The organism is Streptomyces sp. NPDC058650, from assembly GCF_042717315.1.
In the GTDB taxonomy this organism is placed as follows: Bacteria; Actinomycetota; Actinomycetes; order Streptomycetales; family Streptomycetaceae; genus Streptomyces.
On record NZ_JBHXRL010000015.1, the window covers coordinates 80,756 to 105,246 of the forward strand.

The following is a 24,491-nucleotide window of genomic DNA, read 5'->3' on the forward strand; positions in this document are numbered from 1 at the left end:
CCTTCCTCAGCCCGGCCAGACGACGGCCTGGAGCTCGCTGTACGCGTGCAGCGCGTACGAGCCGACGTCCCGTCCGACCCCGCTCTTCTTGAATCCGCCGAACGGTGCCTCCATGTTCCGCCCGATCGTGTTCACGCCCACCCCGCCGGCCCGCAGCCGGGCCGCGACCCGGAAGGCACGGGCCACGTCGCCCGACCACACGTAGTCGATCAGCCCGTAGTCGCTGTCGTTGGCGAGCGCGATGCCTTCCTCCTCCTCGTCGAAGGGGACGACCACGACGACCGGGCCGAAGATCTCCTCGCGGACCACCCGCATCTCGTTCGTGCAGTCGGCGAGCAGGGTCGGGGCCACGTAGAAGCCCTTGGCGAAGTCCGGACGCTCGCCGCCCGCGACGACCCGCGCCCCCTCCTTCCGCCCCAGCTCGACGTACGACTCCACCCGGTCGCGGTGGGCCGCCGAGATCACCGGGCCGACCACCGTGCCCCGCTCCGCCGGGTCCCCCACCTTCATGAAGGTCAGGAAGCCGGTCAGCTTCTCGATCAGCCGCTCGTAGATCCCGCGCTGCGCGAGCACCCGGGTCGGGGCCGTGCAGATCTGCCCGCTGTAGAAGGCGAAGGTCGTCCCGATGCCCATGACGGCGGAGTCCAGGTCCGCGTCGTCGAAGACGACCGCGGCCCCCTTCCCGCCCAGCTCCATCAGCTGCCGCTTCAGCGCGCGCCCGCAGACCTCGCCGATCGCCTGCCCGACGGCCGTGGAGCCGGTGAAGGAGACCATGTCGACGTCCGGGGAGTCCACGGCCGCCTGCCCGGACTCCACGGAGGAGCCGGTGACCACGTTCACGACCCCCGCCGGGACACCGGCCTCCGCCAGGGCCCGGGTCATCGCGTACACCGAGAGCGGGTCCTGCGGGGCGGGCTTCACGAGCACCGTGTTGCCCATCGCGAGCGCCGGCGCGATCTTCCCCGCCGGGTTGGCCCAGGGGTTGTTGTACGAGGTGATGCAGGTGACCACGCCGACCGGGCGCCGCACCGCCACCGCGCCGAACACCCCGGCCTTGCCCATCGGCCCGGCCTCGTTGATCTGCGGCGGCAGCGCCTGCTCGACCGGCTCCATCGCGCCCCGGGCGTACCGCCGGAAGCGGGAGGAGCCGATCGCGACCTGCATGCCGCGGGCGGTGCCGGTGGTGGCGCCGGTCTCGGCCCGCGCGAGCAGGACGTTCTCCTCGGCGTCCCGGGCCATGAGGTCCGCGGCCCGGTCGAGGATCGCCGCCCGCTCCTCCGGCTTCGTCCGGGACCAGGAGTCGAAGGCCTCGCGGGCGGCGGCGGCCGCCTCGTACACCTGGGCGCGCGACGCCTCCGGCGCCAGGCCGACGACCTCCTCCGTGGCCGGGTCGATCACCTCGTAGTGGCCGCCGTCGGGCTCGACCCACTCGCCGCCGATGAACAGCCTCTCGGTCCTCATCGCGTCGCCACCGTCCTCGTGTCACGGCCGGAGCGCAGCACCTTGCCGGGAATCGCGCCGGTCACCTCGTCGTCCCGTACGGTCTCCACGCCGTTGACCCGGACCGAGACGATCCCGATCGCGCGCGAGTCGAGCCGCGGGCTGTCCCCCGGCAGGTCGTGCACGAGCGTCGCCGGGCCCGCCTCGATCCGCTCCGGGTCGAAGAGGACCAGGTCGGCGTGGAAGCCCTCCTCTATACGGCCCCGCTCCCGCAGCCCGAAGAGCCGGGCCGGCTCGTCGGTGAGCATCCGCACCGCCCGCTCCAGCGGCACCAGCTTCCGGCCGCGCAGACAGTCGCCGAGGAAGCGGGTCGTGTACGGCGCCCCGCACATCCGGTCCAGGTGCGCGCCGGCGTCCGAGCCGCCGAGCAGCACGTCCTCGTGGTCCCAGGTCTCGCGGCGCAGCGCCCAGGACGCCGGGTCGTTGTCGCTGGGCATCGGCCACAGGACGGTCCTCAGGTCGTCGTTGGCGCAGATCTCGACGAGGCACTGGAAGGCGTCCTGGCCGCGCTCGGCGGCGATGTCCTGCACGACCCGGCCGCTCAGGCCCTCGTTCTCCGCGCTGTACGTGTCGCCGATGACGTACCGGCCGAAGTGGGCGAGCCGCCGGAAGACCCCGGCCTCCTTGGAGTCGGCGCGCCGCAGCATCTCCGCCCGCACGTCGGGGTCGCGGAGCTTCGCGATCCGCTCGGGGACGGGGAGGGCGAGGATCTCGCCCCAGCCCGGGATGAGGTTGAGGGCGCAGAACGTGCCGAGCGACATGTTCATGGGGGTGAGGATCGGCATGGTGAGGGCGACGATCCGGCCGCCGGACTTGCGGGCCCGCTCGGAGGCGGTGAGCTGGCGCGGGACGCGCTCGGGGACGGCGGCGTCGATGGTGAGGACGTTCCAGTTGAGCGGGCGTCCGGCCGCGGCCGTCATCTCGACGAAGAGGTCGATCTCGGCGTCGGAGAACTGGTCGAGGCAGCCCGCGAGGATCGCTTCCAGCTGGGTGCCCTCGTGCTCGCCGACGGCCCGGGAGAGGGCGATCAGCTCGGCGGGCGTGGCGTGCCGGGAGGCGACGGGGGCGCCGTCGCCGTCGGAGTGGGTGGAGGACTGGGTGGTGGAGAGCCCCCAGGCCCCGGCCTCCATGGCCCCCTTGAGGAGGGAGACCATCTGCTCCAGCTGCTCGGGGGTGGGCTGTCCGCCGACGGCGTCGGCGCCCATCACGTACCGGCGCAGCGCGCAGTGGCCGACCATGAAGCCGGCGTTGACGGCGATCCGCCCTTCGAGGGCGTCGAGGTACTCGGCGAAGGACGACCAGCTCCAGTCGACGCCCTCCTCGAGGGCCGCCAGGGCCATGCCCTCGACCTTGGACATCATGCGGCGCGTGTAGTCGGCGTCCTCGGGCCGGTCCGGGTGGAGCGGGGCGAGGGTGAAGCCGCAGTTGCCGCCGGCGACGGTGGTGACGCCGTGGTTCATGGAGGGGGTGGCGTAAGGGTCCCAGAAGAGCTGGGCGTCGTAGTGGGTGTGCGGGTCGACGAAGCCGGGGGTGAGGACGAGGCCGGTGGCGTCCTCGGTGGTCCGGGCCTCCTCGCGGACGGTCCCGGGTTCGGCGACGACGGCGATGCGTCCGGCGCGTATCCCGACGTCGGCGGTGAAGGCGGGGGCGCCGGTGCCGTCCACGACGGTGGCGCCGGTGATCAGGTGGTCGAGCATGACGGTCCCTTTCTGTCCGTGGACGCGGGTGCGCCCCGGACCGGGGCCGCCGCGGAACGGCCTCCGGCCGGGGCTTGTACGGGGCGGCGATCCGGGAAGACGCCGCCCCGCGTTCGTACGACTGGCTCCGCCCTCGCCGGGCCCAGGCGCCTGCGCCGGGGGGCGGGCCCAGGTGCCTGCGCCGGGGGGCGGGCCCCCCGTCAGGAACCCGCGGCCTGACGGAAGCGGGTGGTGCGGTGGACCGGGTCCGTGTCGATCTTGGGGATCACGTGCTCGCCGATGAGCTTGATCGAGTTCATCGTGTCCTCGTACGGGATCCCGATCGGGATGCCGAAGGAGAGCTGGTCGGCCCCGGCCTGCTCCCAGCGCTTGCACTGGGCGAGGACCTCGGAGGGGTCTCCGCAGATCATCAGCTCCTCCTGGATGAGGAGTTCGATGATCTCGGCCGAGTACTCGGGGAGCAGCTCGGGCCACTCGGGGATGCCCTCGGGCCGGGGGAAGGTGTCGTGGTAGCGGAAGAGCAGCGACTGGAGGTAGTTGAGGCCGCCGGAGACGGCGATCTCGACGGCCTTGTCGTGGGTCTCCGCGCAGATCGCGGTGGAGGTGACCATGACGTTGTCGTTGACGAAGTCGCCGACCGCCCTGGCCTCCTTGATCGCCGTCTTGTACGACTCGACGACCCACTCCATGTCGGAGACCTTCTGCACGCTGAAGCCGAGGACGCCGAGGCCCTTCTTGGCGGCCATGGCGTACGAGGAGGGGGACCCGGCCGCGTACCACATGGCGGGGTGGGACTTCCCGTACGGCTTGGGCAGGATCTTGCGGGGCGGCAGCGACCAGTGCTTGCCCTGGAAGCCGACGTACTCGTCCTGGAGCCACATCTTGGGGAACTCGGCGATCGTCTCCTCCCAGATCTCCTTCGTGTGGTTCATGTCGGTGATGCCCGGCATGAACCCGAGGATCTCGTGGGAGCCCGCGCCGCGTCCGGAGCCGAACTCGAAGCGCCCGCCGGAGAGGTGGTCGAGCATGGCGACCTTCTCGGCCACCTTCACCGGGTGGTTGACGGGGGCGAGGGGGTTGAAGATGCCGGAGCCGAGATGGATCCGGTCGGTGGCGTGGGCGAGGTAGCCCAGGTAGACGTCGTTGGCCGAGATGTGCGAGTACTCGTCCAGGAAGTGGTGCTCGGAAGCCCAGGCGTACTTGAACCCGGACTTGTCCGCCTGGATGACGTACTCGGTCTCCTCCATGAGGGCCTTGTGCTCGGCTTCGGGATCGGTCTCGGCCCGCTTGCCGACGTATCCCTGTACGAAGATCCCGAATTCCAAGGGGTTCACCGTCCTCATTATTTCTGACGAACCGTCAGATCTCTGATGTGCCCGACTGTGGCACCGTGGAGCGACCGCGGTCAATACCTGATGACCCGTCAGAACAGGCTGACGCCGGCCAGCCAGCCGCCGTCGATCACGAACGGCTGACCCGTGATGTACGCCGAGTCCTCCCCCGTCAGGAAGAGCGCGAGGGCCGCCACCTCCGCGGCCTGCCCGATCCGCCCGAGCGGCACGAGCTTCCGGTACAGCTCGGCCGTGGCCGCCGGGTCCACGCCCTCCGGGTTGCTCATGGGGGTGTCGATCGCCCCGGGGCAGACCGCGTTCACCCGGATGTTCCGCGCGGCCAGTTCGAGCGCCGCGACCTTGGTGAGCCCGAGGACGGCGTGCTTGCTCGCCGCGTAGGCGCCGACCCCGGCCATGCCGGTGAGCCCCGTGTACGAGGCGGTGTTGACGATCGTGCCGCCGCCGGCCGCCGCGATCTCGGGCGCGACCGTCCTGATGCCCAGGAAGCAGCCCGTCTGGTTGACCGAGACGATCGCCTGGAACTCCTCCAGGGGAGTGGAGAGCAGCTCGTTGAAGCGGAGGATCCCGGCGTTGTTGACGAGCCCGTCGATCTTCCCGAACCGCTCCTTGGCGACGGCCACGGCCGCCGCCCAGTCCTCCTCGCTGGTCACGTCGAGGTGGACGTAGACGGCCCGCGCCTCCCCCGACGCCTGCCCGGGTTCCTCCCCCGACGCCTGCCCGGACTCCTCCCCCGGCGACTCCACCAGCTCCTTGGCCAGCGCCTCGCCGGCGTCGTCGAGGACGTCCGCGAGGACGACCCGCGCACCCTCGGCGGCGAAGAGCCGCGCCTCCTGCTCGCCCTGCCCGCGCGCCGCCCCGGTGACGAGGACGACCCGCCCGTCGAGCTTGCCCATGCCTGCCACGCTCCTCAGTTCAGATGCGGGGCGACCTCCGCGCCGAAGGCCGCCATCTGGTCGATGAGTTCGGTACGGCTCCGGGAGCGGAACCGGACCTGGATCTGGTGCACGCCCATCTCCCCGTACGCGCGCAGGGAGGCGGCGAGCTCCTCCGGGGAGCCGCTCAGGGTGCGGCGGCCGACCTCCCAGCCGGGGGCGCCGACGTACAGCGCCTCGGTGATCGCGCCGACGGTGATCGGCTCGGCGATCCCCGCCTCGGCGCGGAGCCGCAGGAGCCGCTGGATCTGCTCGGCGAGCCTGTCGCGCGGGTCGCCCTGCGGCAGCCAGCCGTCGCCCTTGAGCGCGGCCCGGCGCACGGCGGCAGGCGAGGAGCCGCCGACCCAGACGGGGACCCGCTCCTGGGCGGGCCGGGGCAGCTGCCCGAGGTCCTTGAAGGCGAACCGCTCCCCCAGGTGCTCGGGGTACTCCTCGGGGCCTAGGGCCGCCCGGAGCGCGTCGACGGTCTCGTCGAGCACGGCGCCCCGGCGCGCGAAGTCCACCCCGAGCACCTCGAACTCCTCCTGGACGTGCCCGGCCCCGACCCCGAGGACCAGGCGGCCGCCGGAGAGGTGGTCGAGGGTCGCGTACGCCTTGGCCGTGACGAGCGGATGACGCAGCCCGACGACGGCGACGTGCGAGAGGAGCCGGACGCGCTCGGTGGCGGCGGCGAGGAAGGAGAGCGTGGCGACCGGGTCGTACCAGACGGTGCTCATCGCCCCGGCGAGGCGGCGCGGGATGGCGACGTGGTCGCAGCTCGCGAGGTAGTCGAAGCCGTGCTCCTCGGCGGCGCGGGCGACGGCGAGCAGGTCACCGGGGCCGGCGGCCGCCTCCCAGGCCTCGGCGTAGAGGGTGGACTGCGACTGGACGGGCAGCTGCATCCCGTAGACCACCATGGGAAACCCCCTCGATCTGACGAACCGTCATGTATGCGAGCGAGCCCATGCTCGTACCTGACGGTCCATCAGACAAGGGGTTGCGGCACCCTTACGGCTCCTGCGCCTCCTGCGGGGCCTCTACGGCCGCCAGAGGCCGTCCGCCGTCAGCCCCAGCAGGTCGATCGCGTTGCCGCGGACGATGCGGTCGACGACGTCCGGTGACAGGTGGCCCATCTGGGCCTCGCCGACCTCGCGCGACTTGGGCCAGGTGGAGTCGGAGTGCGGGTAGTCCGTCTCGTACAGGACGTTCCCCACGCCGATCGAGTCGAGGTTCTTCAGGCCGAAGGCGTCGTCGAAGAAGCAGCCGAAGACGTGCCCGGCGAAGAGCTCGGACGGCGGGCGCAGGACCTTGTCCGCGACCCCGCCCCAGCCGCGGTTCTCCTCCCAGACGACGTCGGCGCGCTCCAGGATGTACGGGATCCAGCCGATCTGGCCCTCCGCGTACATGATCTTCAGGTTCGGGAAGCGCTCGAACTTGCCGCTCATCAGCCAGTCGACCATCGAGAAGCAGCAGTTCGCGAAGGTGATGGTGGAGCCGACCGCCGGCGGGGCGTCGGCGGAGGTGGACGGCATCCGGCTGGACGAGCCGATGTGCATGGCGATGACCGTGCCGGTCTCGTCACAGGCGCGGAAGAAGGGGTCCCAGTGGTCCGTGTGGACCGAGGGGAGCCCGAGGTGGGGCGGGATCTCCGAGAAGGCGACGGCCCGCACCCCGCGTGCCGCGTTGCGGCGGACCTCGGCGGCGGCGAGCTCGGGGTCCCAGAGCGGGATGAGGGTGAGCGGGATGAGCCGGCCGTTCGCCTCGGGGCCGCACCACTCCTCGACCATCCAGTCGTTGTAGGCGCGGACGCAGAGCAGGCCGAGCTCGCGGTCGCTCGCCTCGGTGAAGGTCTGCCCGCAGAAACGCGGGAAGGTGGGGAAGCAGAGGGCGGACTGGACGTGGTTGACGTCCATGTCGGCGAGGCGGTCGGGGACGGAGTGGGAGCCGGGGCGCATCTGCTCGAACGTGATGACTTCGAGCCGTATCTCGTCCCGGTCGTAGCCGACGGCGGTGTCGAGCCGGGTGAGGGGCCGGTGCAGGTCCTCGTAGACCCACCAGTCGCCGATGGGGCCGTCGTCGCCCTTGGCACCCATGACCGGCGCGAACTTGCCGCCGAGGAAGGTCATTTCCTTGAGGGGGGCGCGGACGATCCGGGGGCCGCTGTCGTGGAAGCGGGACGGGAGCCGGTCCCGCCACACGTGCGGGGGCTCCACGGTGTGGTCGTCCACCGAGATGATCCTCGGGAAGTCCCCGGGGATGGTCTCCGTACCGCTCTCCATGCCGCTCTTCATGCCACTCTCCCTGCCGCTCTCCGTACTCTCCATGCTCTCCATGGCCTTCACCGTAGCGCTGATCTGACGCCCCGTCAGCTATCGTGGCGCACAACGGTCGTGCAACGGCCCGGTTCCAGCCCCGCTCCAGTCCCGCCCCCGGCCCCGTTCTCGGCCGACCCGATGCTGACGGACTCCCTCCGGACAAGGCAGACTGTCCTGGGCGAAACCAGCGGTACGGGCAGGGGGAGCTATGGGCCGTGAAGACGGGCCGCGAGTTCCGGTGCAGCGGGCTCGGAAGGCGGGCGCGGGTGCCGACGCGGGCGCGAGCACGGATTCCGAGGTGAGCGCGCGCACGGATTCCGAGGTGAGCGCGCGCACGGGTATCACGAGCGCGACCGGCGGTGAGCTGCGCTTCGGCGTGCTCGGTCCCGTACGCGCCTGGCGGGACGGCGAAGCCCTGCCCACCGGCTCGCCGCAGCAACGCGCCCTGCTCGCCGCCCTGCTCCTGCGCGGCGGGCGCACCGCCACCGCATCCGAGCTGATCGACGCGCTCTGGGGCGAGGAACCGCCCTCGCAGGCCCTCGCCGCGGTACGGACGTACGCCTCCCGCCTCCGCAAGGCCCTGGACCCCAAGGTCCTGGTCAGCGAATCCGGCGGCTACGCCCTGCACACCAAGGCCCTGGACCTCCTCACCGCGCAGGAACTGGCCACCGCGGCCGAGAAGCTGCGGGCCTCCGGAGACCGGGCGGGCGCCCGGGCCCGGCTCGCCGAGGCCCTCGCCCTGTGGGACGGCGAGGTGCTCGCCTCCGTACCCGGCCCGTACGCCGAGACGCAGCGGACCCGACTGGAGGAGTGGCGGCTGACGCTCCTGGAGACCCGGCTCGACATCGATCTGGAGGTCGGCGCGCACGCCGAGGCCGTCTCCGAGCTGACCGCCCTCACCGCCGCGCACCCGCTGCGCGAGCGGCTCCGCGAGCTGCTCATGCTCGCCCTCTACCGGGGCGGACGGCAGGCGGAGGCGCTCGCCGTGTACGCGGACACGCGCCGGCTCCTCGCCGACGAGCTCGGCGTCGACCCGACACCCGAACTCTCCCGGCTCCAGCAGCGCATCCTCCAGGGCGACGCGGAGCTGGCCCGCCCGGTCGAGGAAGCGGCCCCGGCGGCCGCACCCGTGGCGCGCCCGGCCCAACTCCCCGCCACGGTCCCGGACTTCACGGGCCGCGCCTCCTTCGTACGGGAACTCGGCGGCCGCCTCGCGACGGCCGAGGGACACGTCATGGCCGTCTCGGCGCTCGCGGGAATCGGCGGCGTCGGGAAAACAACCCTCGCGGTCCACGTCGCCCACGAGGCCCGACCGCACTTCCCGGACGGCCAGCTGTACGTGGACCTCCAGGGCGCGGGCAACCGCGCCGCCGCCCCGGAAACCGTCCTCGGCTCCTTCCTCCGCGCCCTCGGCACCCCCGACTCGGCCATCCCGGACTCCCTCGACGACCGGGCCGCGCTCTACCGCTCGACGCTCGACGGCCGCCGGGTCCTCGTCCTCCTGGACAATGCCCGGGACGCGGCCCAGATCCGCCCGCTGCTCCCGGGAACGGCCGGCTGCGCGGCCCTGGTGACCAGCCGGATCCGCATGGTCGACCTGGCGGGCGCGCACCTGGTGGACCTGGACGTGATGTCCCCGGAGGAGGCGCTCCAGCTCTTCACGAGGATCGTCGGCGAGGAACGCGTCCAGGCGGAACGGGAATCGGCCCTCGACGTGGTCGCCGCCTGCGGCTTCCTCCCCCTCGCGATCCGCATCGCGGCGTCCCGCCTGGCGGCCCGCCGCACGTGGACGGTCTCGGTCCTGGCCGCGAAGCTCGCCGACGAGCGCCGCCGCCTCGACGAACTCCAGGCGGGCGACCTCGCGGTCAAGGCCACCTTCGAACTCGGCTACGGCCAGCTCGAACCGGCCCAGGCCCGCGCCTTCCGCCTCCTCGGCCTCGCCGACGGCCCGGACATCTCGCTCGCGGCCGCGGCGGCCGTCCTGGACCTCCCCCTCCGGGACACCGAGGACCTCCTGGAGGCCCTGGTCGACACGTCCCTCCTGGAATCGGCGGCACCGGGCCGCTACCGCTACCACGACCTGGTCCGGCTCTACGCGCGTGCCTGCGCGGACCGCGACGAGCAGCCCCCGTCGGAGAAGGAGTCGGCGCTCTCCCGCCTCCTTGACTTCTACCTCTCGACGGCGGCGAGGGTGTACGCGATCGAGCGCCCGGGCGACCGCCTGGTCGACCACCTGGAACCCACGACCCATGAGGGCCTCACCTTCACCGACCGCCACACGGCCCAGGACTGGCTCTACGCGGAGGCCAACTGCCTCCTGGCCACGGTCCGCCAGTCGGCCCCGTCCCCGACGACCCTCCGCCGAGCGGTGGACCTGCTGTGGGCGTCACTGGACCTGGCGGAGTCGGGCGCGAACTCCCGCGAGTACGAGGCGGTGGCGACGGTGCTGCGGGAGGCGGCGCGGCGTACCGGCGACGTACGGACCGAGGGCCGGGCGGCCCTGACCCTGGCGTACGTGCACCACCACCAGGGACGCTTCGACCGCGCCGAGCAGGAGGCGGAGGAGGTCGTCCGCATGGCCCGGTCCGTCGAGGATCCGCTCCCCACGTGCTGGGCCTCGAACGCCAGGGGCGCCATCGCGCTCTACCAGACGCGCTACGAGGACGGGGACAGGCACCTCACGCTGGCCATCGCCGAGTTCCGTGCCGCCGGGGACCGCGCCGGCGAGGCCGCGGCACTGTGCAACCTCTCCCGCATCCACCTCGCGACGGGCCGGCGGGAGGACGCCGTCCGGATGGCCCAGCAAGGGGTGGACATGTACGACGACATGGGCCATGCCCTCAGAGGCGCGAACGGGCGCTACGCCCTCGGCCTCGCGCTCACCGAGAGCGGACAACTCCCCGCCGCCGGGCGGCGGCTCCGCGAGGCACTCGACGTCTTCGTGGACAGCCGGCAGAGGCTGTGGGAGGGCATGGCCCTCTTCCGTATCGCCGAGGTCGACATCGCCGCGCGCAGGTACGGGGCGGCCGCCGCGAGCGCGGAGAAGGCACTGACCGTACTCCGCGGCATCGGCGGCGAATGGCGGCGCGGCAACGTCCTCACGGTCCTGGGCCGGGCGCTCCACGGAATCGGGCAGTCGGGGCGTGCCCAGGTCTGCTGGCAGGAAGCCCTCGACATCTACGAGGAGTTGTCGGTCCCGGAAGCGTCCGAGGTCAGGGCGCTTCTGGCAGCGCGCATGGCCGCCTGATCCCAGGCCGTTCCAACGAACGTTCATCATTCGTTTATCGCCCCCCGGCAGAGTTGTCCTCAACGATCCGTCGCGTCGGGGGGCACACGGGTCGCCGGTGAAGCCGTATCTCCGAAGCACTAGGGTGAACGGCCCCTAGGGGCCCGTCCGACCGTCCACGGGGGAACAGCCGGGCGGGCTCCACACACCAGCACGCGAAGCCATCCATCAGGAAGGGACCACCATGGGCGACATCGACGCCACGGACCCGATCGTCAAGCCGCAGGACCTGCACGCCACCGGCACGGGGGGCGAGCAGATCGTCACGAAGGACCTGCACGCCACGTCCGAGCCCGCGAACGCGATCGCGGACAAGATCCTGACCCCGAAGCAGCCGCCCGTCGCCACGACCGACGACCTGCACGCGACGTCGGAGCCGGCCAAGTAGACCATTCCCGACGGGGAAAGGCCGCGGCGGCGACTTCGGGGGAGCTGCCGAGGCCGATCAGGGAGGTCCGGTCGACGGGGGAGCACACGGACTCGGGGGACACCCGACGGACCCAGGGGGGATCCGTCCGGGCAGGGCCCGTGCGCAACGCGATCGGACCACCGCGAGGAGGGGCCGGGCAACTGCCCGGCCCCTCCTGCGTGCGCGGACGGCGTCGGAGTGACCTGACGGATCGATCGGTCGAGATGCGGCTCCTGAGTCATGTGGGCGCCCTCCGGCCACTCGCGCCAGTGATCACAAGGAGTAACATTCACGGTGGCGATAAGCGACCGGGTCCGCTGTTTCCGGCCCTCGCCTGTGATGAACAGGTGTGCCCTCTCGGGCCGCCGTTGTCACGCCGACTCGTGACGGCCACACAGGAGATCGAGGCCTGGCCGTCGGTGAATCGAGCCGCCAGGCCAGACCGGTCGCTGCGAGCACACCAAGAGTCGCCAGGTGAGAAGGGTGCGGCGCGGGTGGCGACCGGGGCCATCGCAGGGCCGCCGACGCCAGGCCCGGCGGCGCTTACGGGACGCGGACCTTCGGAATGAGACTCTCCGATTGTGGAGATTCCTGCCACTGGCATTGCATACGTTTCGGGCATACGCCAGAAAAGGCGTGACGGAATCAGACCCGAGGTCCGGTTTTTCCCTGCTGGGGCAATTACTCAGCGCACACTAATGGGCTAGACAACTTGATCAACGAAGCCTTACGGTCCGTGACGCCCCGGGAACACATCGGGGCTGCGGGCACTACCTCTGCGCACGCGGTTCCTAGGCCATGAGTGCGTCAGTTGCAGCGCCCGCAACTTCTTACCCAAAAGGCAACTATAGTGAATCTTCGCCATGCAGGCGCCACCGAGACCCACAAGAAGTGGCGGCTCACTGTCGGAACGGTCGCCCTCTCTGCGTCGCTGTTGACCGGTCTGATGTCGGCCACTTCAATGGCCGCGACGATTGCCGACCCCTCGGACCCTGCCGTTCAGGCGGCGATCCAGCGGACATTCGACGGCACCTGGTCCCAGGCTGACATCGACCTCATCCAGTCGAATCCGGAGCTCGCCGCCAAGCTCCCGGATCCGCGTCGGGCACCGACCACCGTGATCAAGCAGGCCGACCTCAACGAGGACGGCCAGCCGGTCGACGCCGCCAACGGGCAGCCGCTGTCACCGGCGGAAGCCGCCGACTTCGAGCCGTCGTCCACCGCCGACTCCACCCTGCTGGACCGGGAAGTCCTGCCGGCCGAAACCGACAGCGCCCAGCCCACCGGCATCGCACCGCGTATCACCGGCGGCACGTGGCGCAAGACCCACGTCATCCGTACCCACTACAGCTACCTCGGCGATGTTATCTACAAGTACCACCACTGGGCCGAATTCAACTACGGCGGCGGCAAGGTCCGCGCCTGGCGATACCGTGCCGACGACACCACCAACGCCGTGGACTGGGTCGAGCCGAGGGAACGCCAGATCAACCAGGTGACATCGGCGAACCAGACACTTTCCGCCACCTCGTACATGAAGCGCAAGATGGCTCACTGCGTCATCACCAACATCGCCTGCTCCTACACGTACCCCTGGGTGAAGACCAAGGTCTACGGTAACGGCAGCGTGACCTTCACCACCGGCTCGTAGGCACTGGGAGATTCCATGAGGGCGCTCATCCTGCAAATCGTCCTGACGCTTGTTGCGTTCACGGTGAGCTTTGCAGTCATAGGCAGTGGCTTCGGCCCCCTGGAGATGGTGCTCTGGCTCGCCCTTCAGGTCGCCGTAATCAGCTGGCTCGTCTTTCGCTACAAGAAGCGGGCGGTATCAGCGGCCAACGGGCTGGAACGAAACCCGGTTTAGCAAGTTCTTCTGCTGTCGGGTAAGCCTCCCCACACAAGTCGGCGGCAGATGAGAGGGGCCTCGGATGGAATCCGAGGCCCCTCTCCGTTTCGCGTTCAGTCAGCGGGCGTAGGAGCCCAGGCCGATCAGGCAGTACACGTACTGGCTGATGACCGTGCCGTTCATCGTGTACCGGTGGGAGAAGGCGTACTCCGTCTTGGGATTGGCGTTGCACTTGTTCATGTCGGAGGTGAACGGGAACGTCTGGATCACCTTGTAGTGGGCGTCCGACGCCGAGCAGGAGACCTCCTCGACGTCGTCGACGCTCTGCGCGGTCTCCGAGTCGGGCAGCCGGCCGTTGAGGCAGGTGCCCTTGTCGAACGGTTCGGGCTCCTCCTCGGTGGGAGTGGCTGTCGCGGTGGGGTCGAGGTCGAGGCTCGGGAAGGGCGAGACCGAGAACGTGGGGATCGGGCCCGGACCCATGGAGCCGGCCGAGTCCTTGTCGTCGTCGTTGAGGAGGAACGCGCCGCCTACGAGCGCGCCGATCACGACGAGCGGGACCAGGCAGCCCAGGACGCCGGACTTCTTGCCGCCCGAGACCGTGATGCGCACGTACACCACGCCGTCGCCGAGCCGGGCGGGGACCAGGTCGCCGTTGCGGCAGGGCGGGACGGCGAGTTGCACGGGGCCCGTCGGCAGGTTGACCGGTATGACGACGCCGGTGGCGGCCTGCTGTGGCGTGAGGGTGAGGCGGATCTCTTGCGTCGACACCGGCTGCTCCTGGAGGAGGGGGCGAGGTAAGGGGAGCGTAGGACTGCTCGTATGACGTGTACACGTGGGGAGTTGGTTGCACTCCCCCGGGCCGTGAGCCCGGGCCGTGAGCCCGCGCCGTCAGCCCGCGCCATCAGCCCGCGCCGTCAGCCCCTCGCCCTCAGCTCCCCCTTCACCACCTTCCCGCTCGCGTTCCTCGGCAGCTCCGTCACGAACTCGACCTGCCGCGGCACCTTGTAGTTCGCCATCTCCCGCCGGGACCAGGCGATCAGGTCGTCCGCCGTCACCCGCGCCCCCGCCCTGCGCACCGCGAAGGCCTTGCCCACCTCGCCGAGCCTCGGGTCGGGGACGCCGACGACCGCGACGTCCGCGATGTCGGGGTGGAGGCCGAGGAGTTGCTCGATCTCGGCCGGATAGGCGTTGAAGCCGCCCACGATGAACATGTCCTTCAGCCGGTCCGTGATCCGCAGGTTCCCCGCCTCGTCCAGGACGCCGACGTCCCCGGTGTGCAGCCAGCCGTCCCCGTCGATCGCCGCCGCCGTCGCCGCCTCGTCCTCGAAGTAGCCGCGCATGACGTGGTGGCCCCGGACGAGCACCTCGCCGGTGGGCGAGAGGCGGACCTCCGTGTCCGGGATCGGACGGCCCGAGGTGGTGGCGACGGTCTCGTCCGGGTCGTCGCGGCGGCACATCGTGACGATGCCGCTCGCCTCGGAGAGTCCGTACGCCGTGAGGACCGTGCCGACGCCCAGCTCCGTGCGGAGCCGCTCGACGAGCCGGAGCGGGACCACGGCCGCGCCCGTGACGACGAGGCGGAGCGAGGAGAGGTCGTGCGCGGCGCGGGCGGGGTGGTCCAGGAGGGACTGGTGGAGGGTGGGCGGGCCGGGGAGGACCGTGATGCGCTCGGCGGCGACGTTGGCGAGGACCGTGTCCACGGTGAAGACGGGCTGCGGGACGATCACCGCGCCGCGCATGAGGCAGGCGAGGATCCCGGCCTTGTAGCCGAAGGTGTGGAAGAAGGGGTTGACCACGAGGTAGCGGTCGCCTTCGCGGAGGCCGGCCAGTCCGGACCAGACCTCGTAGCAGCGCAGCGTCTGGGCGTGGCCGATGACGGCTCCCTTGGGGCGGCCCGTGGTGCCCGAGGTGTAGATGATGTCGGAGGGGTTGGAGGGGTCGATCGCGTCGGCCCTGGCGCGGACCCGCGCGGCCGGGATCCGGTCGCCCTCCGCGAGGAAGGCCTTCCAGGTCGTCCAGCCCGCCTCGTCGGGCGCGGTGTCGCCGAGGACGACGACCTTCTCCAGGTCCGGGAGGGCGACGCCCGAGCGGCGCAGGGAGGCCACGTACGAGGTGCCGAGGAAGGTGCCGGTGACGAAGAGCAGGCGGGCCCGGGAGCTCTGGAGGACGTAGGCCGCCTCGGTGCCCTTGAAGCGGGTGTTCAGGGGGACGAGGACGGCGCCCGCGGTGACGGCGCCGAGCGCCGAGACGATCCAGTCGAGGGTGTTGGGGGCCCAGACCGCCACCCGGTCCCCCGCCCGTATCCCGGTGGCCAGACAGGCGGCGGCCGCCCGTTCGACGCGCTCGCCGAGCTCGGCGTACGTGACGCGGGCGCGTCCGTCGACGACCGCCTCCCGCTCCCCGTACCGCTCGGCCGCCGCCCGTACGAGCCCGGGGATCGTGCCCCACTCCAGGTCGCCGCGCATACCCACCCTCCCTGTAGCTGACTATCCGTCAGATTAGTTGTAACCTGACGCGCTGTCAGTAGTCATGCCCCAGGAGGAGGTTCGGTGCTCAAGGACGCCACGGCCATCGTCGGAATCGGACAGACCGCCTTCGCGAAACAGCTCCCCGAGTCCGAGAAGGCCCTCGCCTGCCGGGCGATCCTCGCCGCCCTCGACGACGCCGGGATCGACCCCTCGGAGGTCGACGGCTTCGCCTCGTACACGATGGAGGAGACCGACGAGGTCGAGGTCGCCAAGGCCATCGGCGCCGGCGACGTCACCTTCTTCTCCAAGGTCGGCTACGGCGGCGGCGGCTCCTGCGCCACCGTCGGCCACCTCGCCGCCGCCATTGCCGCCGGGCAGGCGAGCGTCGGCGTCGCCTGGCGCTCCCGCAAACGCGGCTCCGGACCCCGGCCATGGACCAACACCGCCGCCCAGCTCGCCACCCCCGGCCAGTGGACCCGCCCCTTCGGGCTGCTCCGCCCCGCCGACGAGATCGGCATGCTCGCCCGCCGCTACATGCACGAGTACGGCGCCACCCGCGACCACCTCTTCAACGTCGCGCTCGCCTGCCGCAACCGCGCCAACCAGAACCCCGCCGCGATCATGTACGAGCGCCCGATGACCCGCGAGATGTACATGACCTCCCGCTGGATCAGCGAACCCCTCTGCCTCTTCGACAACTGCCTGGAGACCGACGGGGCGCTGGCTTGCGTCATCGTCTCCGCCGAGCGGGCCCGCGACTGCCGCCAGAAGCCGGTGTACGTGCACTCCGCCGCCCAGGGCCTGCCCGCCCAGCACCACGGCATGGTCAACTACTGGAACGACGACCCGCTCTCCGGACCCGCCTGGACCGCCGCCCGGCACCTCTGGAAACAGGCCGACTTCGGCCCCGAGGACGTCGACGTCGCCCAGATCTACGACGCCTTCACCCCGCTCGTCCCGCTCTCCCTGGAGGGCTACGGCTTCTGCGGGCGCGGCGAGGGCGCCGCGTTCACCGAGGGCGGCGCCCTGGAGATCGGCGGCCGGCTGCCCCTCAACACCGGCGGCGGCGGCCTCTCCGAGGCGTACGTCCACGGCTTCAACCTCATCAACGAAGGCGTGAAGCAGCTCCGCGGCAGCTCCACCGCCCAAGTACCCGACGCCGCCACGTGCCTGGTCACCGCCGGTGAGGGCGTCCCCACCTCCGCGATCCTCCTTCGAGCCTGAGGAGCCGAGACACCGATGCCGATGCTGACACCCGTCGCCGACGAGGACGGCGCTCCCTTCTGGGAGTACGCCGCCCGGGGCGAGCTCCGCGTCCAGGCCTGCGCGGCCCCCGACTGCGGCGAGCTGCGCTTCCCGCCCCGCCCCTGCTGCCCGCACTGCCGCTCCTTCGACAGCGAGTGGCGGCTCATGTCCGGACGCGGCCGCATCTGGTCGTACGTCCTGCCCCACCCGCCGCTCCTGCCCGACTACGCCGCCCAGCCCGGGTACAACGCGGTCCTCGTCGAACTGGCCGAGGCCCCCCGCATCCGCCTCGTCGGCAACGTCGTCACCACCCCCGACGCACCCCTGAACTCGGTCGACCCGGGTCGGCTGCGCATCGGCGCCCCGGTGAAGGTCGCCTTCACGGAGGTCGACGGCGTCACCGTCCCGCGCTGGCTCCTGGAGCGCGGGTGAGCACCCCGGGCACCGCCGGCATCCGCGTCGGGCGGGACAAGGAGACCGGGGTCGCCGTCGTCACCCTCGACCGGGCGGAGAAGCACAACGCGATCACCCTGGGCATGGCCCGTGAGCTCGCCGCCGTCTGGCGGGGGTTCCGGTACGAGGACGAGGTCCGCGCGATCGTCGTCACCGGGGCCGGGGGGCGGGCCTTCTGCACCGGCATCGACCGGGACGCCGTCGGGGACATCCCGCAGCCCTCGTCCCCGTACACGATCGACGACCCCCTCCTCACGATCGGCCCCAAGGCGAACGACCTGTGGAAACCGGTGATCGCCGCCGTCGAGGGCATGGCCTGCGGCGGGGCGTTCTACCTGCTCGGCGAGGCCGAGTTCCTGGTCGCGGGCGAGGACGCCACCTTCTTCGACCCGCACACCACCTACGGGATGGTCAGCGCCTTCGAGACCATCCACATGGCGCAGCGGATGCCCTACGGGGAGATCGCCCGGATGGCCCTGATGGGCAGCGCGGAACGGGTCTCGGCCCGGCGCGCGTACGAGACGGGGCTCGTCTCCGAGCTGACCCCGGCCGGCGGGGCCCTGGAGGCCGCCGTGCGGGCCGCCGCCGTCATCGCCGCGCATCCGACCGAGGCCGTCCAGGGCACGGTCCGGGCGCTCTGGTCGGTCACGGAGCCGTCCCGCACCCCGGCCCTCGCCCACGCGCCGCACCTGGTCGCCCTGGGGAACCTGACGCCGGAACGTCAGGCGGAGCTGTTCACCCGGCGGGGGGCGGGGTTCAGGACGAGGTAGGGGCGGGGTTCAGGACGAGGTAGCGGAGGAAGTGACGGAGGCGGTGGCAGCGTCGGTGGCCGAGGGGGTCGCGGTCGCGCCGGGCTCCTCGCGCACGTCGTACACCCAGCAGTTCCTCACCTGGTCGACGGCCTTCGGGGTCTTCATCGCGACCTCGAAGGTCTTCGTCGCACCGCCCTCGACGGTGACGAGGGCCTCGGCCGAGTCCACCGCGGCCCCCGAGGAGCCCTTGAACTCCAGGGTCACCGCGAACGTCTCCGTGTACGCGCTCTTCGAGGTGATCCGCAGGGTCGCCGTGGTGTCCGCCTTGCGGGCGGGCTTGCCCTTCCGCTTCCGCTGCGCGGGCTTCACGCAGTCGACGACCACGACCTCGGCCACCGCGCGGGAGGCGGTGGGGGTGGGCGCCGTCGTCTGGGACCCGGAGCCGCCCGAGCCGCTGTAGTCGTCGTTGCTCTTCTCGTCGCTGGAGCAACCGCCGCCCGAGTCGTCGTCGTCCGAGTGACCGCGGCTCTTGCCGCTCTTGCTCTTCCCGCTGCCGCCGCCGCTGCCACTGCTGCTGCTGCTGCCGTGACCTGTCTGGAATCCGGTCAGCGCGAGCACCACCACCGTGAGCGTCGCCGCCATCTTCAGGCGCGTGCGCACCATCGGCCCTCCCCGTGTCTCCATGTCGTGTCCGCGCCACCCTAGGGGATGGCTTGTGCCGCATGGCGGGGCCCCCGGACCCGGCGTAGCGTCGGGAGCGAGAGCCGGATCCCTCAAGGAGGCCGATCGATGCTCCGTAACGTCATCGGCTCGGTCCTGGCCCTCGCCGGAGCGACGGCCGCCGTCTGGAGCCCCTTCCGTGCCTGGTACGACGGCCGTCACGGACGCGATTACGCGATCGACGAGCTGTTCACGGGCATCACGGACGCAAAGGCCGAGGTGATCGGCTCGATCCTGCTGCCCTTCGCCTTCGCCGCCCTCGTCACGGTCGTTGGGGTCGCCCTCCGCTCCCGGCTGCTCGTCGCCCTCGCCGGCCTCGTCGTCCTCGGCTTCACCGTCTTCTGGATGGTGCGGGTCGGCCAGGCCGAGGGCAGCCTCGTGATCTCCGGCGACGGCAGGGGCCTGGGTGACGGTGTCGCGAACGCCTTCGGCGGCGGGGCCCTGCTGCTGCTCGGCGCGCTCGTGATGTCCGGCCGGACCCACGCGCACCGGGTGAAGCCGGTGGACCACGAGCCGCGGCCCACCCACCCCACACTGGACGGCCCGCCGCCGGACGGTCCCGGCGATGGACCTGACCACCATCCGCAGGCCTCGACCCCGTACGCCGCGCCGACCCAGCCGTTCGACGTCCCGGTCCGGGACCCGGACCGGGACGGCCCGCCCCCGCAGTCACCGCCCCCGCAGCAGCGCTAGCGGGAAGCAGACGTCAGCGCGGAGCGGACCCCCTGCCCGTGGCCGTGCCCTTGACCGCGTCGAGCGCGTACACGCAGCGGTCCTTGCTGCACGCGTACACGACCCCGCCCTTCGCCACCGGCGAGCCGGTGATCTCGCCGCCGGTCGCGAGCTTCCAGCGCAGCTGGCCGCCGGTCGCGTCCAGGGTGTAGAGGACGTGGTCGGCGGAGCCGAAGTGCACCCGTCCGTCGGCGACGACCGGGGAGCCGACGAGCTCGCCGCCCGCCGCGAACCGCCACCTCGGGGTGCCGGTGACCGCGTCGAGCGTGTAGAGCGCGCTGCCGCTGCCGACGTGGACATTGCCGTCGGCGACGAGCACCGGCTCCGCCGACTGGCGCGGCTCGGTCGCGATCCGCCACCGGTCCTGGCCGGTCGTGGCGTCGAGCGCGTACACCGTGCCGAGGTGGTCGGAGAGGTACACGCCGCCGCCCGTGACGGCCGGTCCCGGCGCGAACGCGGGCGGGGAGAGGAAGACGGCGGGCGCCTCGAAGTGCCAGCGGACGTGCCCGGCGGCGATGTCGATCGAGAGGACCCGGGTGCCGGCGGAGACGTACACGCAGCCGTCCTCGGCCGGGGCGACCCGGATGGGCACGCCGGCGCAGGAGGCGGCGTCGCCGATCGGGTACGACCAGCGCTCCACACCCGTCCGGGCGTCGAGGGCCTGGAGCCGGGCCTCCCGCCACACGTACACGGTGTCGCCGTGCACGGCGGGCCCCGCCTCCGGGGTCTCGAAGTCGGTCTGGGCGCCGGTGACCTCCCACAGCTTGGCGCCGTTGGAGGCCTCCCAGCCCTGGACCCCGCCGCCGCGCGTCCCGGTGACGACCGTGCCCCGGTCGACCTGGAGGGAGTACACCCAGGCGTCCGTGTGCAGCCGCCAGCGCTCGCTGCCGTCCGTCGCGTCGAGGGCGTACAGGGTGGGGCCGTCGGAGGCGTGGATACGGCCCGAGGCGACGGCCATCGACCAGGCCACGTCCCGGGTCTTGAACTGGCGCCGGCCGCTCCCGGTGTCCAGGGCGTGCACCTCGAAGGAGGTCACGTAGAGCAGGTCGCCGTCGACGACCGGGGTGCCCCAGACGTCGTTCGACATCCGGAAGCGCCAGGGCCGCCAGGGGCCGGGCTCCGGCGGCTGCGCCGGTGCGGCGGCCTCCCCTTGCGGGGGTACGGAGACGGGGCGGGAGCCGGGCAGCGGGCCGGGCTCGGCGCCGTGCGGGCCGCCGGCGGGCGGCCTGATCCAGCCGGTGGCCGGGCCCGCGTCGGCGCTCCGGCCGACGGCGAGCGCGGCCCGGGTGTCCGAGACCCGGGGGCCCGGTCCGATCGGGACGGTGGCGCCGCCCAGGCGGACGGGGCCGCCGGCGCTCTCGGCGGGACCCGCGTGCCGGCCGCCGAGGTGCGCGGGCTCGGGCTGCCGGCCGCCATCGGCGTGTGAGGGCTGCCGGCCGCCATCGACGTGCGAAGGCCGCCGACCGCCGGAGGGCCCCGGGCCGGGCTCCGGGGAGCGCGGGTCGCCGGACCAGTCGGCGGGTTCCCGGGGCGGGCGCGGCGGCATCGGCGGGGCGGTCGGCCCGGGGACGGAACGGCCGCCGTTGCGCCGCTCCTCGATCATGGCGGTGGCGCGGTGCGGCAGCCAGGCCGAGGCCGTGCCGCTGTCGTCGCTGCCGGGACCGAAGAGGTGCGGGGCGAGCTGGGCCTGGAGGTCGGCCGGGCTGGGCCGCCGGGTGACGTCCATCTGCATGCAGGAGTCGATGAGGGGCCGCAGCTCGTCGGGCAGGCCCTCCAGGTCCGGGCCCTCGCGGAGCAGCATGAAGACGGTCTCGACCGGGTTGGCGCCGTGGAAGGGCGCGTGGCCGGTGGCGGCGAAGACCAGCATGGAGCCCAGCGAGAAGACGTCGCTCGCGCCGGTGACGCTGCGCGAGTCGCGGGCCTGCTCGGGCGACATGTAGGCGGGGGTGCCGACGGCGACATTGGTCATGGTCAGGCGCGTGTTGGAGACGCCCGACGCGATGCCGAAGTCGATCACCCGGGGGCCGTCCTCGACGACGAGGACATTGGAGGGCTTGAGGTCGCGGTGGACCAGGCCCGCGCCGTGGATGGACTGGAGGGCCTCGGCGACACCGGCCGCGAGCCAGCGCACGGCCTGGGCCGGGAGCGGCCCGCACTCGTTCACTATCTCTTCGAGGGAGGGCGCGGGGACGTAGGCGGTGGCCAGCCACGGCACGGCGGCCCGCGGGTCGGCGTCCACCACGGCGGCCGTGTAGAAGCCCGAGACCGCCCGGGCGGCCTCCACCTCCCGGGTGAAGCGGACCCGGAACAGCTGGTCCTCGGCGAGCTCCGTGCGCACGGTCTTGATCGCCACGCGCCGGCCCGAGGCCGAGCGCGCGAGATAGACCAGGCCCATTCCGCCCGCGCCGAGCCGGCCCAGCACCTCGAAGGGCCCGATACGTCTCGGGTCGTGCTGCGTCAGCTGTTCCACTTGCCTGCCACCTCCCCGTACGGGCCATGAAAGTACGGCCCCGTGGCCCTGATTCTTCCTGTCCGAGGGCCTGGTTGCGAACCCGGGGGCGGATCGGGGTGTCGCCTGTTCGGTTTCCATGAACGCGAGTGAGTGTTCGAGATGTCGCTTGTTGTGGCGTACATGTGCGGTAGCGGCGCTTTTGTACGGGTTTTGGTGGCACGGCGGGCGGTGCGAAGCTCACGGTGCGGATGCAACAGTGGCCGTCACGTCTACGGACGGTGACGGTTGGGGTCTCCGACCACTGGACAGTCGGGGCGGGGCCGCATGTCCGACTCCGCTCTACGGGCGATCGAGCCGTCTGACGTGGCCCCGGGGTCGTCAGGTGTGACGATCCGCACTCGACTCGAAGGCCTCCCGCCCGGGGACGAACGGGTGCTTGAGCTCGTGGGCGCGCATCTGGGCTCGCTCGCGTCGAGGCACCGGACCGGGGCGGATCAGGGCGTAGTGGCGGGTTCCTCGAGGACCGCGAAGCGGGCGCCCTGGTTGTCGTGGAGGACGGCGATGCGGCCGTGCGGGGTGTCGAAGGGCGGGGTGGCGACCCGGCCGCCGAGCCGGACGGTGGTCGCGCAGGCCTCGTCGCAGTCCTCGACGACGAAGTAGACGAGGACGTGGCCGGGCATCTCGGCGGGGAAGTCGTCGGTGATGACGGCCCGCCCGCCGAAGGCGCTGTCGTCGCCGGGCCGGGAGCCGGGAGGCGACCAGACGCGGTAGTCGAAGCCGGCCGCCCTGCCCTCCTCGTCGGCGTCGGCCTGGCGGCCGAGGTAGCCGAACACGGTGGCGTAGAAGGTGTCGACGGCGTCCGGCCGGCGGGTGTACACCTCCATCCAGCAGAAGGCGCCCGGTTCGTTCGTCTTCTCGAAGCCGTCGTCGTCGCCCGCCTGGCGGAGTCCGAAGACGGCGCCGCCGGGGTCGGCGGCGAGCGCGAGGACGCCGAACGGGCCGACAGGGTACGGCTCCATGACCATCTGCCCGCCGGCCGCCTTGATCCGCTCGGCGAGGGTGCCGGCGTTCTGGGTGGCGAGGTAGACGGTCCAGGTGGTGGGCATGCGGCCGTCCCGCTTGGGGAGGAGCCCGGCGACCCTGCGTCCGTCGAGGAGGGCTTCGTCGCGGTCGGGGTCGAAGGTCCAGCCGAAGAGCTCGCGATAGAAGCGCTTGCCCGCTTCGAGATCGGGGAGCTGCGCGTCCACCCAGCAGGGGGTGCCCTCAGTGCGTACGGCCATGATTCCACGCTAGGACCGCGGGGGGTCTCCCGCACGCCCCGACATGCGAACATAAAGGCGATTTATGGGGTCGGAACCCTTGGGGCGCTTGAGTTGTCCACCGAAGTTGTCCACAGGCTGTTCATAAGCCTATTCGGGTACGGGGCTCCCCCGGCCGATCCGACGACTCCACCGCGACTCCACCGCTGCCTCCACGACCTTGGCTTGAACCCGCCCCCGCGCCCCGAGCCCCAGACCGTCCCCGACCTCCCGGAACGCTCCCGGAACCGGGCCGCACCCCATTTGCAGTCGGCCGAATCGCGCGCCGATCCCCCCTCGGTAAGCTGACGGCATGACAGGACAAGTACGCACCGTCGACGGCCGCGTGGCCGGACGACGCGGCCAGGCGACGCGGCAGAAGCTGCTCGACTGCCTCGGTGAGATGCTCAGCTCCTCGCCGTACCGGGACGTCAAGGTCATCGACGTGGCCCGGAAGGCGGGTACTTCACCCGCGACGTTCTATCAGTACTTCCCGGACGTCGAGGGTGCGGTTCTCGAGATCGCGGAGGAAATGGCCAAGGAGGGCGCCGGGTTGACCGAGCTGGTCTCCGGCCGCTCCTGGGTCGGCAAGGCCGGCTGGCAGACCTCCGAGGAACTCGTCGAAGGCTTCCTGGACTTCTGGCGCAAACACGACGCGATCCTCCGGGTCGTCGACCTCGGGGCCGCCGAGGGCGACAAGCGGTTCTACAAGATCCGCATGAAGATCCTGAACTCGGTCACCAACTCCCTCACGGACGCGGTGAAGGAGCTCCAGGCCAAGGGCAAGGTCGACAAGGACGTCAACCCGGCCGCCATGGCGGGCTCCCTGGTGGCGATGCTGGCCTCGGTCGCCGGCCACCAGAAGGGCTTCCAGACCTGGGGCGTCAAGCAGGCCGAACTCAAGCCGAACCTCGCCCTCTTGGTCCACCTGGGCATCACCGGCAAGAAGCCGACCAGATAGCCCCTACCTCCCTCCCCTCCCTCCTTCACCCGTCCTGTCGTCGACGCCGACGGCGGTACCGCTCCGCCCCCACGGAGCGGAACCGCCGTCGGCG

20 protein-coding genes are annotated in these 24,491 nt (G+C 71.8%); 9 read left to right on the top strand and 11 right to left on the bottom strand.

Translation table 11 applies throughout. From position 1 onward, the window contains the following. Nucleotides 1-6: 6 nt before the first annotated feature. From ACFWWU_RS25080 to ACFWWU_RS25105, 6 genes are all read right to left on the bottom strand, one after another. Complete coding sequence (locus ACFWWU_RS25080) at nucleotides 7-1,461, bottom strand: aldehyde dehydrogenase family protein (protein ID WP_384148038.1); 1,455 nt, start codon at nucleotides 1,459-1,461, stop codon at nucleotides 7-9. Next, complete coding sequence (locus ACFWWU_RS25085; RefSeq protein WP_384148039.1) at nucleotides 1,458-3,197, bottom strand: amidohydrolase family protein; 1,740 nt, start codon at nucleotides 3,195-3,197, stop codon at nucleotides 1,458-1,460. The genes ACFWWU_RS25080 and ACFWWU_RS25085 overlap by 4 nt, the downstream gene beginning before the upstream one ends. 200 nt (nucleotides 3,198-3,397) lie before the next feature. Further along, entirely contained in the window at nucleotides 3,398-4,522 is a 1,125-nt protein-coding gene (locus ACFWWU_RS25090; RefSeq protein WP_384148141.1) for an LLM class flavin-dependent oxidoreductase, read from the bottom strand. A 98-nt stretch (nucleotides 4,523-4,620) separates the two neighbouring features. Continuing rightward, complete coding sequence (locus ACFWWU_RS25095; RefSeq protein WP_384148040.1) at nucleotides 4,621-5,442, bottom strand: SDR family NAD(P)-dependent oxidoreductase; 822 nt, start codon at nucleotides 5,440-5,442, stop codon at nucleotides 4,621-4,623. Nucleotides 5,443-5,456: 14 nt separating this feature from the next. After that, on the bottom strand, nucleotides 5,457-6,377 hold the full coding sequence (locus tag ACFWWU_RS25100) for an LLM class F420-dependent oxidoreductase (protein WP_384148041.1): 921 nt from the start codon (nucleotides 6,375-6,377) through the stop codon (nucleotides 5,457-5,459). Between the two features lie 120 nt (nucleotides 6,378-6,497). Then, entirely contained in the window at nucleotides 6,498-7,739 is a 1,242-nt protein-coding gene (locus ACFWWU_RS25105) for an amidohydrolase family protein (protein WP_384148142.1), read from the bottom strand. A 244-nt stretch (nucleotides 7,740-7,983) separates the two neighbouring features. On the opposite strand from ACFWWU_RS25105, the gene ACFWWU_RS25110 reads away from it, so the two are divergent. The 4 genes from ACFWWU_RS25110 to ACFWWU_RS25125 all read left to right on the top strand — a co-directional run bounded on the left by ACFWWU_RS25110 (nucleotide 7,984) and on the right by ACFWWU_RS25125 (nucleotide 13,334). Next, nucleotides 7,984-11,022, top strand: coding sequence for a BTAD domain-containing putative transcriptional regulator (locus ACFWWU_RS25110; protein WP_384148042.1), 3,039 nt, complete (start codon nucleotides 7,984-7,986; stop codon nucleotides 11,020-11,022). Between the two features lie 223 nt (nucleotides 11,023-11,245). Beyond that, nucleotides 11,246-11,449, top strand: coding sequence for a hypothetical protein (locus ACFWWU_RS25115; protein WP_384148043.1), 204 nt, complete (start codon nucleotides 11,246-11,248; stop codon nucleotides 11,447-11,449). 871 nt (nucleotides 11,450-12,320) lie between these two features. Next, a complete protein-coding gene (locus ACFWWU_RS25120; RefSeq protein ID WP_384148044.1) occupies nucleotides 12,321-13,121 on the top strand; it encodes a hypothetical protein in 801 nt (266 codons plus the stop codon). A 15-nt stretch (nucleotides 13,122-13,136) separates the two neighbouring features. Continuing rightward, complete coding sequence (locus ACFWWU_RS25125; protein WP_384148045.1) at nucleotides 13,137-13,334, top strand: hypothetical protein; 198 nt, start codon at nucleotides 13,137-13,139, stop codon at nucleotides 13,332-13,334. Nucleotides 13,335-13,433: 99 nt separating this feature from the next. Here the strand turns inward: ACFWWU_RS25125 and ACFWWU_RS25130 are convergent, their stop codons facing one another. Next, nucleotides 13,434-14,084: a hypothetical protein gene (locus ACFWWU_RS25130; RefSeq protein WP_384148046.1), complete on the bottom strand. Its 651-nt coding sequence runs from the start codon at nucleotides 14,082-14,084 to the stop codon at nucleotides 13,434-13,436. A gap of 146 nt (nucleotides 14,085-14,230) precedes the next feature. Beyond that, entirely contained in the window at nucleotides 14,231-15,781 is a 1,551-nt protein-coding gene (locus tag ACFWWU_RS25135; protein WP_384148047.1) for a FadD3 family acyl-CoA ligase, read from the bottom strand. 84 nt (nucleotides 15,782-15,865) lie between these two features. Here ACFWWU_RS25135 and ACFWWU_RS25140 point away from each other — a divergent pair, with 84 nt between their 5' ends. The 3 genes from ACFWWU_RS25140 to ACFWWU_RS25150 are packed head-to-tail and all read left to right on the top strand — an operon-like array spanning nucleotide 15,866 to nucleotide 18,252. Then, a complete protein-coding gene (locus tag ACFWWU_RS25140; protein WP_384148048.1) occupies nucleotides 15,866-17,008 on the top strand; it encodes a lipid-transfer protein in 1,143 nt (380 codons plus the stop codon). Nucleotides 17,009-17,029: 21 nt separating this feature from the next. Beyond that, nucleotides 17,030-17,461: a Zn-ribbon domain-containing OB-fold protein gene (locus ACFWWU_RS25145; RefSeq protein WP_384148143.1), complete on the top strand. Its 432-nt coding sequence runs from the start codon at nucleotides 17,030-17,032 to the stop codon at nucleotides 17,459-17,461. Further along, a complete protein-coding gene (locus tag ACFWWU_RS25150) occupies nucleotides 17,458-18,252 on the top strand; it encodes an enoyl-CoA hydratase/isomerase family protein (protein ID WP_384148049.1) in 795 nt (264 codons plus the stop codon). The genes ACFWWU_RS25145 and ACFWWU_RS25150 overlap by 4 nt, the downstream gene beginning before the upstream one ends. Before the next feature lie 9 nt (nucleotides 18,253-18,261). Here the strand turns inward: ACFWWU_RS25150 and ACFWWU_RS25155 are convergent, their stop codons facing one another. Further along, nucleotides 18,262-18,897, bottom strand: coding sequence for a hypothetical protein (locus ACFWWU_RS25155; RefSeq protein WP_384148050.1), 636 nt, complete (start codon nucleotides 18,895-18,897; stop codon nucleotides 18,262-18,264). 126 nt (nucleotides 18,898-19,023) lie between these two features. On the opposite strand from ACFWWU_RS25155, the gene ACFWWU_RS25160 reads away from it, so the two are divergent. Then, a complete protein-coding gene (locus tag ACFWWU_RS25160; RefSeq protein ID WP_384148051.1) occupies nucleotides 19,024-19,647 on the top strand; it encodes a hypothetical protein in 624 nt (207 codons plus the stop codon). 13 nt (nucleotides 19,648-19,660) lie between these two features. On the opposite strand, the gene ACFWWU_RS25165 is transcribed toward ACFWWU_RS25160, so the two are convergent. Together ACFWWU_RS25165 and ACFWWU_RS25170 are read right to left on the bottom strand one after the other, a co-directional pair. Further along, nucleotides 19,661-22,156: a PQQ-binding-like beta-propeller repeat protein gene (locus ACFWWU_RS25165; RefSeq protein ID WP_384148052.1), complete on the bottom strand. Its 2,496-nt coding sequence runs from the start codon at nucleotides 22,154-22,156 to the stop codon at nucleotides 19,661-19,663. Between the two features lie 476 nt (nucleotides 22,157-22,632). Next, complete coding sequence (locus ACFWWU_RS25170) at nucleotides 22,633-23,418, bottom strand: VOC family protein (RefSeq protein WP_384148053.1); 786 nt, start codon at nucleotides 23,416-23,418, stop codon at nucleotides 22,633-22,635. Between the two features lie 331 nt (nucleotides 23,419-23,749). On the opposite strand from ACFWWU_RS25170, the gene ACFWWU_RS25175 reads away from it, so the two are divergent. Beyond that, the gene (locus tag ACFWWU_RS25175; protein WP_017241026.1) at nucleotides 23,750-24,397 is read left to right on the top strand and encodes a TetR family transcriptional regulator; all 648 of its coding nucleotides are present in this window, start codon (nucleotides 23,750-23,752) and stop codon (nucleotides 24,395-24,397) included. The last annotated feature ends 94 nt before the right edge of the window (nucleotides 24,398-24,491 follow it).

Coding starts and splice junctions, on each gene's coding strand:
- ACFWWU_RS25080 (WP_384148038.1), bottom strand. CDS start 1,461: ATGAGGACCGAGAGGCTGTTCATCGGCGGCGAGTGGGTCGAGCCCGAC.
- ACFWWU_RS25085 (WP_384148039.1), bottom strand. CDS start 3,197: ATGCTCGACCACCTGATCACCGGCGCCACCGTCGTGGACGGCACCGGC.
- ACFWWU_RS25095 (WP_384148040.1), bottom strand. CDS start 5,442: ATGGGCAAGCTCGACGGGCGGGTCGTCCTCGTCACCGGGGCGGCGCGC.
- ACFWWU_RS25100 (WP_384148041.1), bottom strand. CDS start 6,377: ATGGTGGTCTACGGGATGCAGCTGCCCGTCCAGTCGCAGTCCACCCTC.
- ACFWWU_RS25105 (WP_384148142.1), bottom strand. CDS start 7,739: ATGGAGAGCGGTACGGAGACCATCCCCGGGGACTTCCCGAGGATCATC.
- ACFWWU_RS25110 (WP_384148042.1), top strand. CDS start 7,984: ATGGGCCGTGAAGACGGGCCGCGAGTTCCGGTGCAGCGGGCTCGGAAG.
- ACFWWU_RS25115 (WP_384148043.1), top strand. CDS start 11,246: ATGGGCGACATCGACGCCACGGACCCGATCGTCAAGCCGCAGGACCTG.
- ACFWWU_RS25125 (WP_384148045.1), top strand. CDS start 13,137: ATGAGGGCGCTCATCCTGCAAATCGTCCTGACGCTTGTTGCGTTCACG.
- ACFWWU_RS25135 (WP_384148047.1), bottom strand. CDS start 15,781: ATGCGCGGCGACCTGGAGTGGGGCACGATCCCCGGGCTCGTACGGGCG.
- ACFWWU_RS25145 (WP_384148143.1), top strand. CDS start 17,030: ATGCTGACACCCGTCGCCGACGAGGACGGCGCTCCCTTCTGGGAGTAC.
- ACFWWU_RS25155 (WP_384148050.1), bottom strand. CDS start 18,897: ATGGTGCGCACGCGCCTGAAGATGGCGGCGACGCTCACGGTGGTGGTG.
- ACFWWU_RS25160 (WP_384148051.1), top strand. CDS start 19,024: ATGCTCCGTAACGTCATCGGCTCGGTCCTGGCCCTCGCCGGAGCGACG.
- ACFWWU_RS25170 (WP_384148053.1), bottom strand. CDS start 23,418: ATGGCCGTACGCACTGAGGGCACCCCCTGCTGGGTGGACGCGCAGCTC.
- ACFWWU_RS25175 (WP_017241026.1), top strand. CDS start 23,750: ATGACAGGACAAGTACGCACCGTCGACGGCCGCGTGGCCGGACGACGC.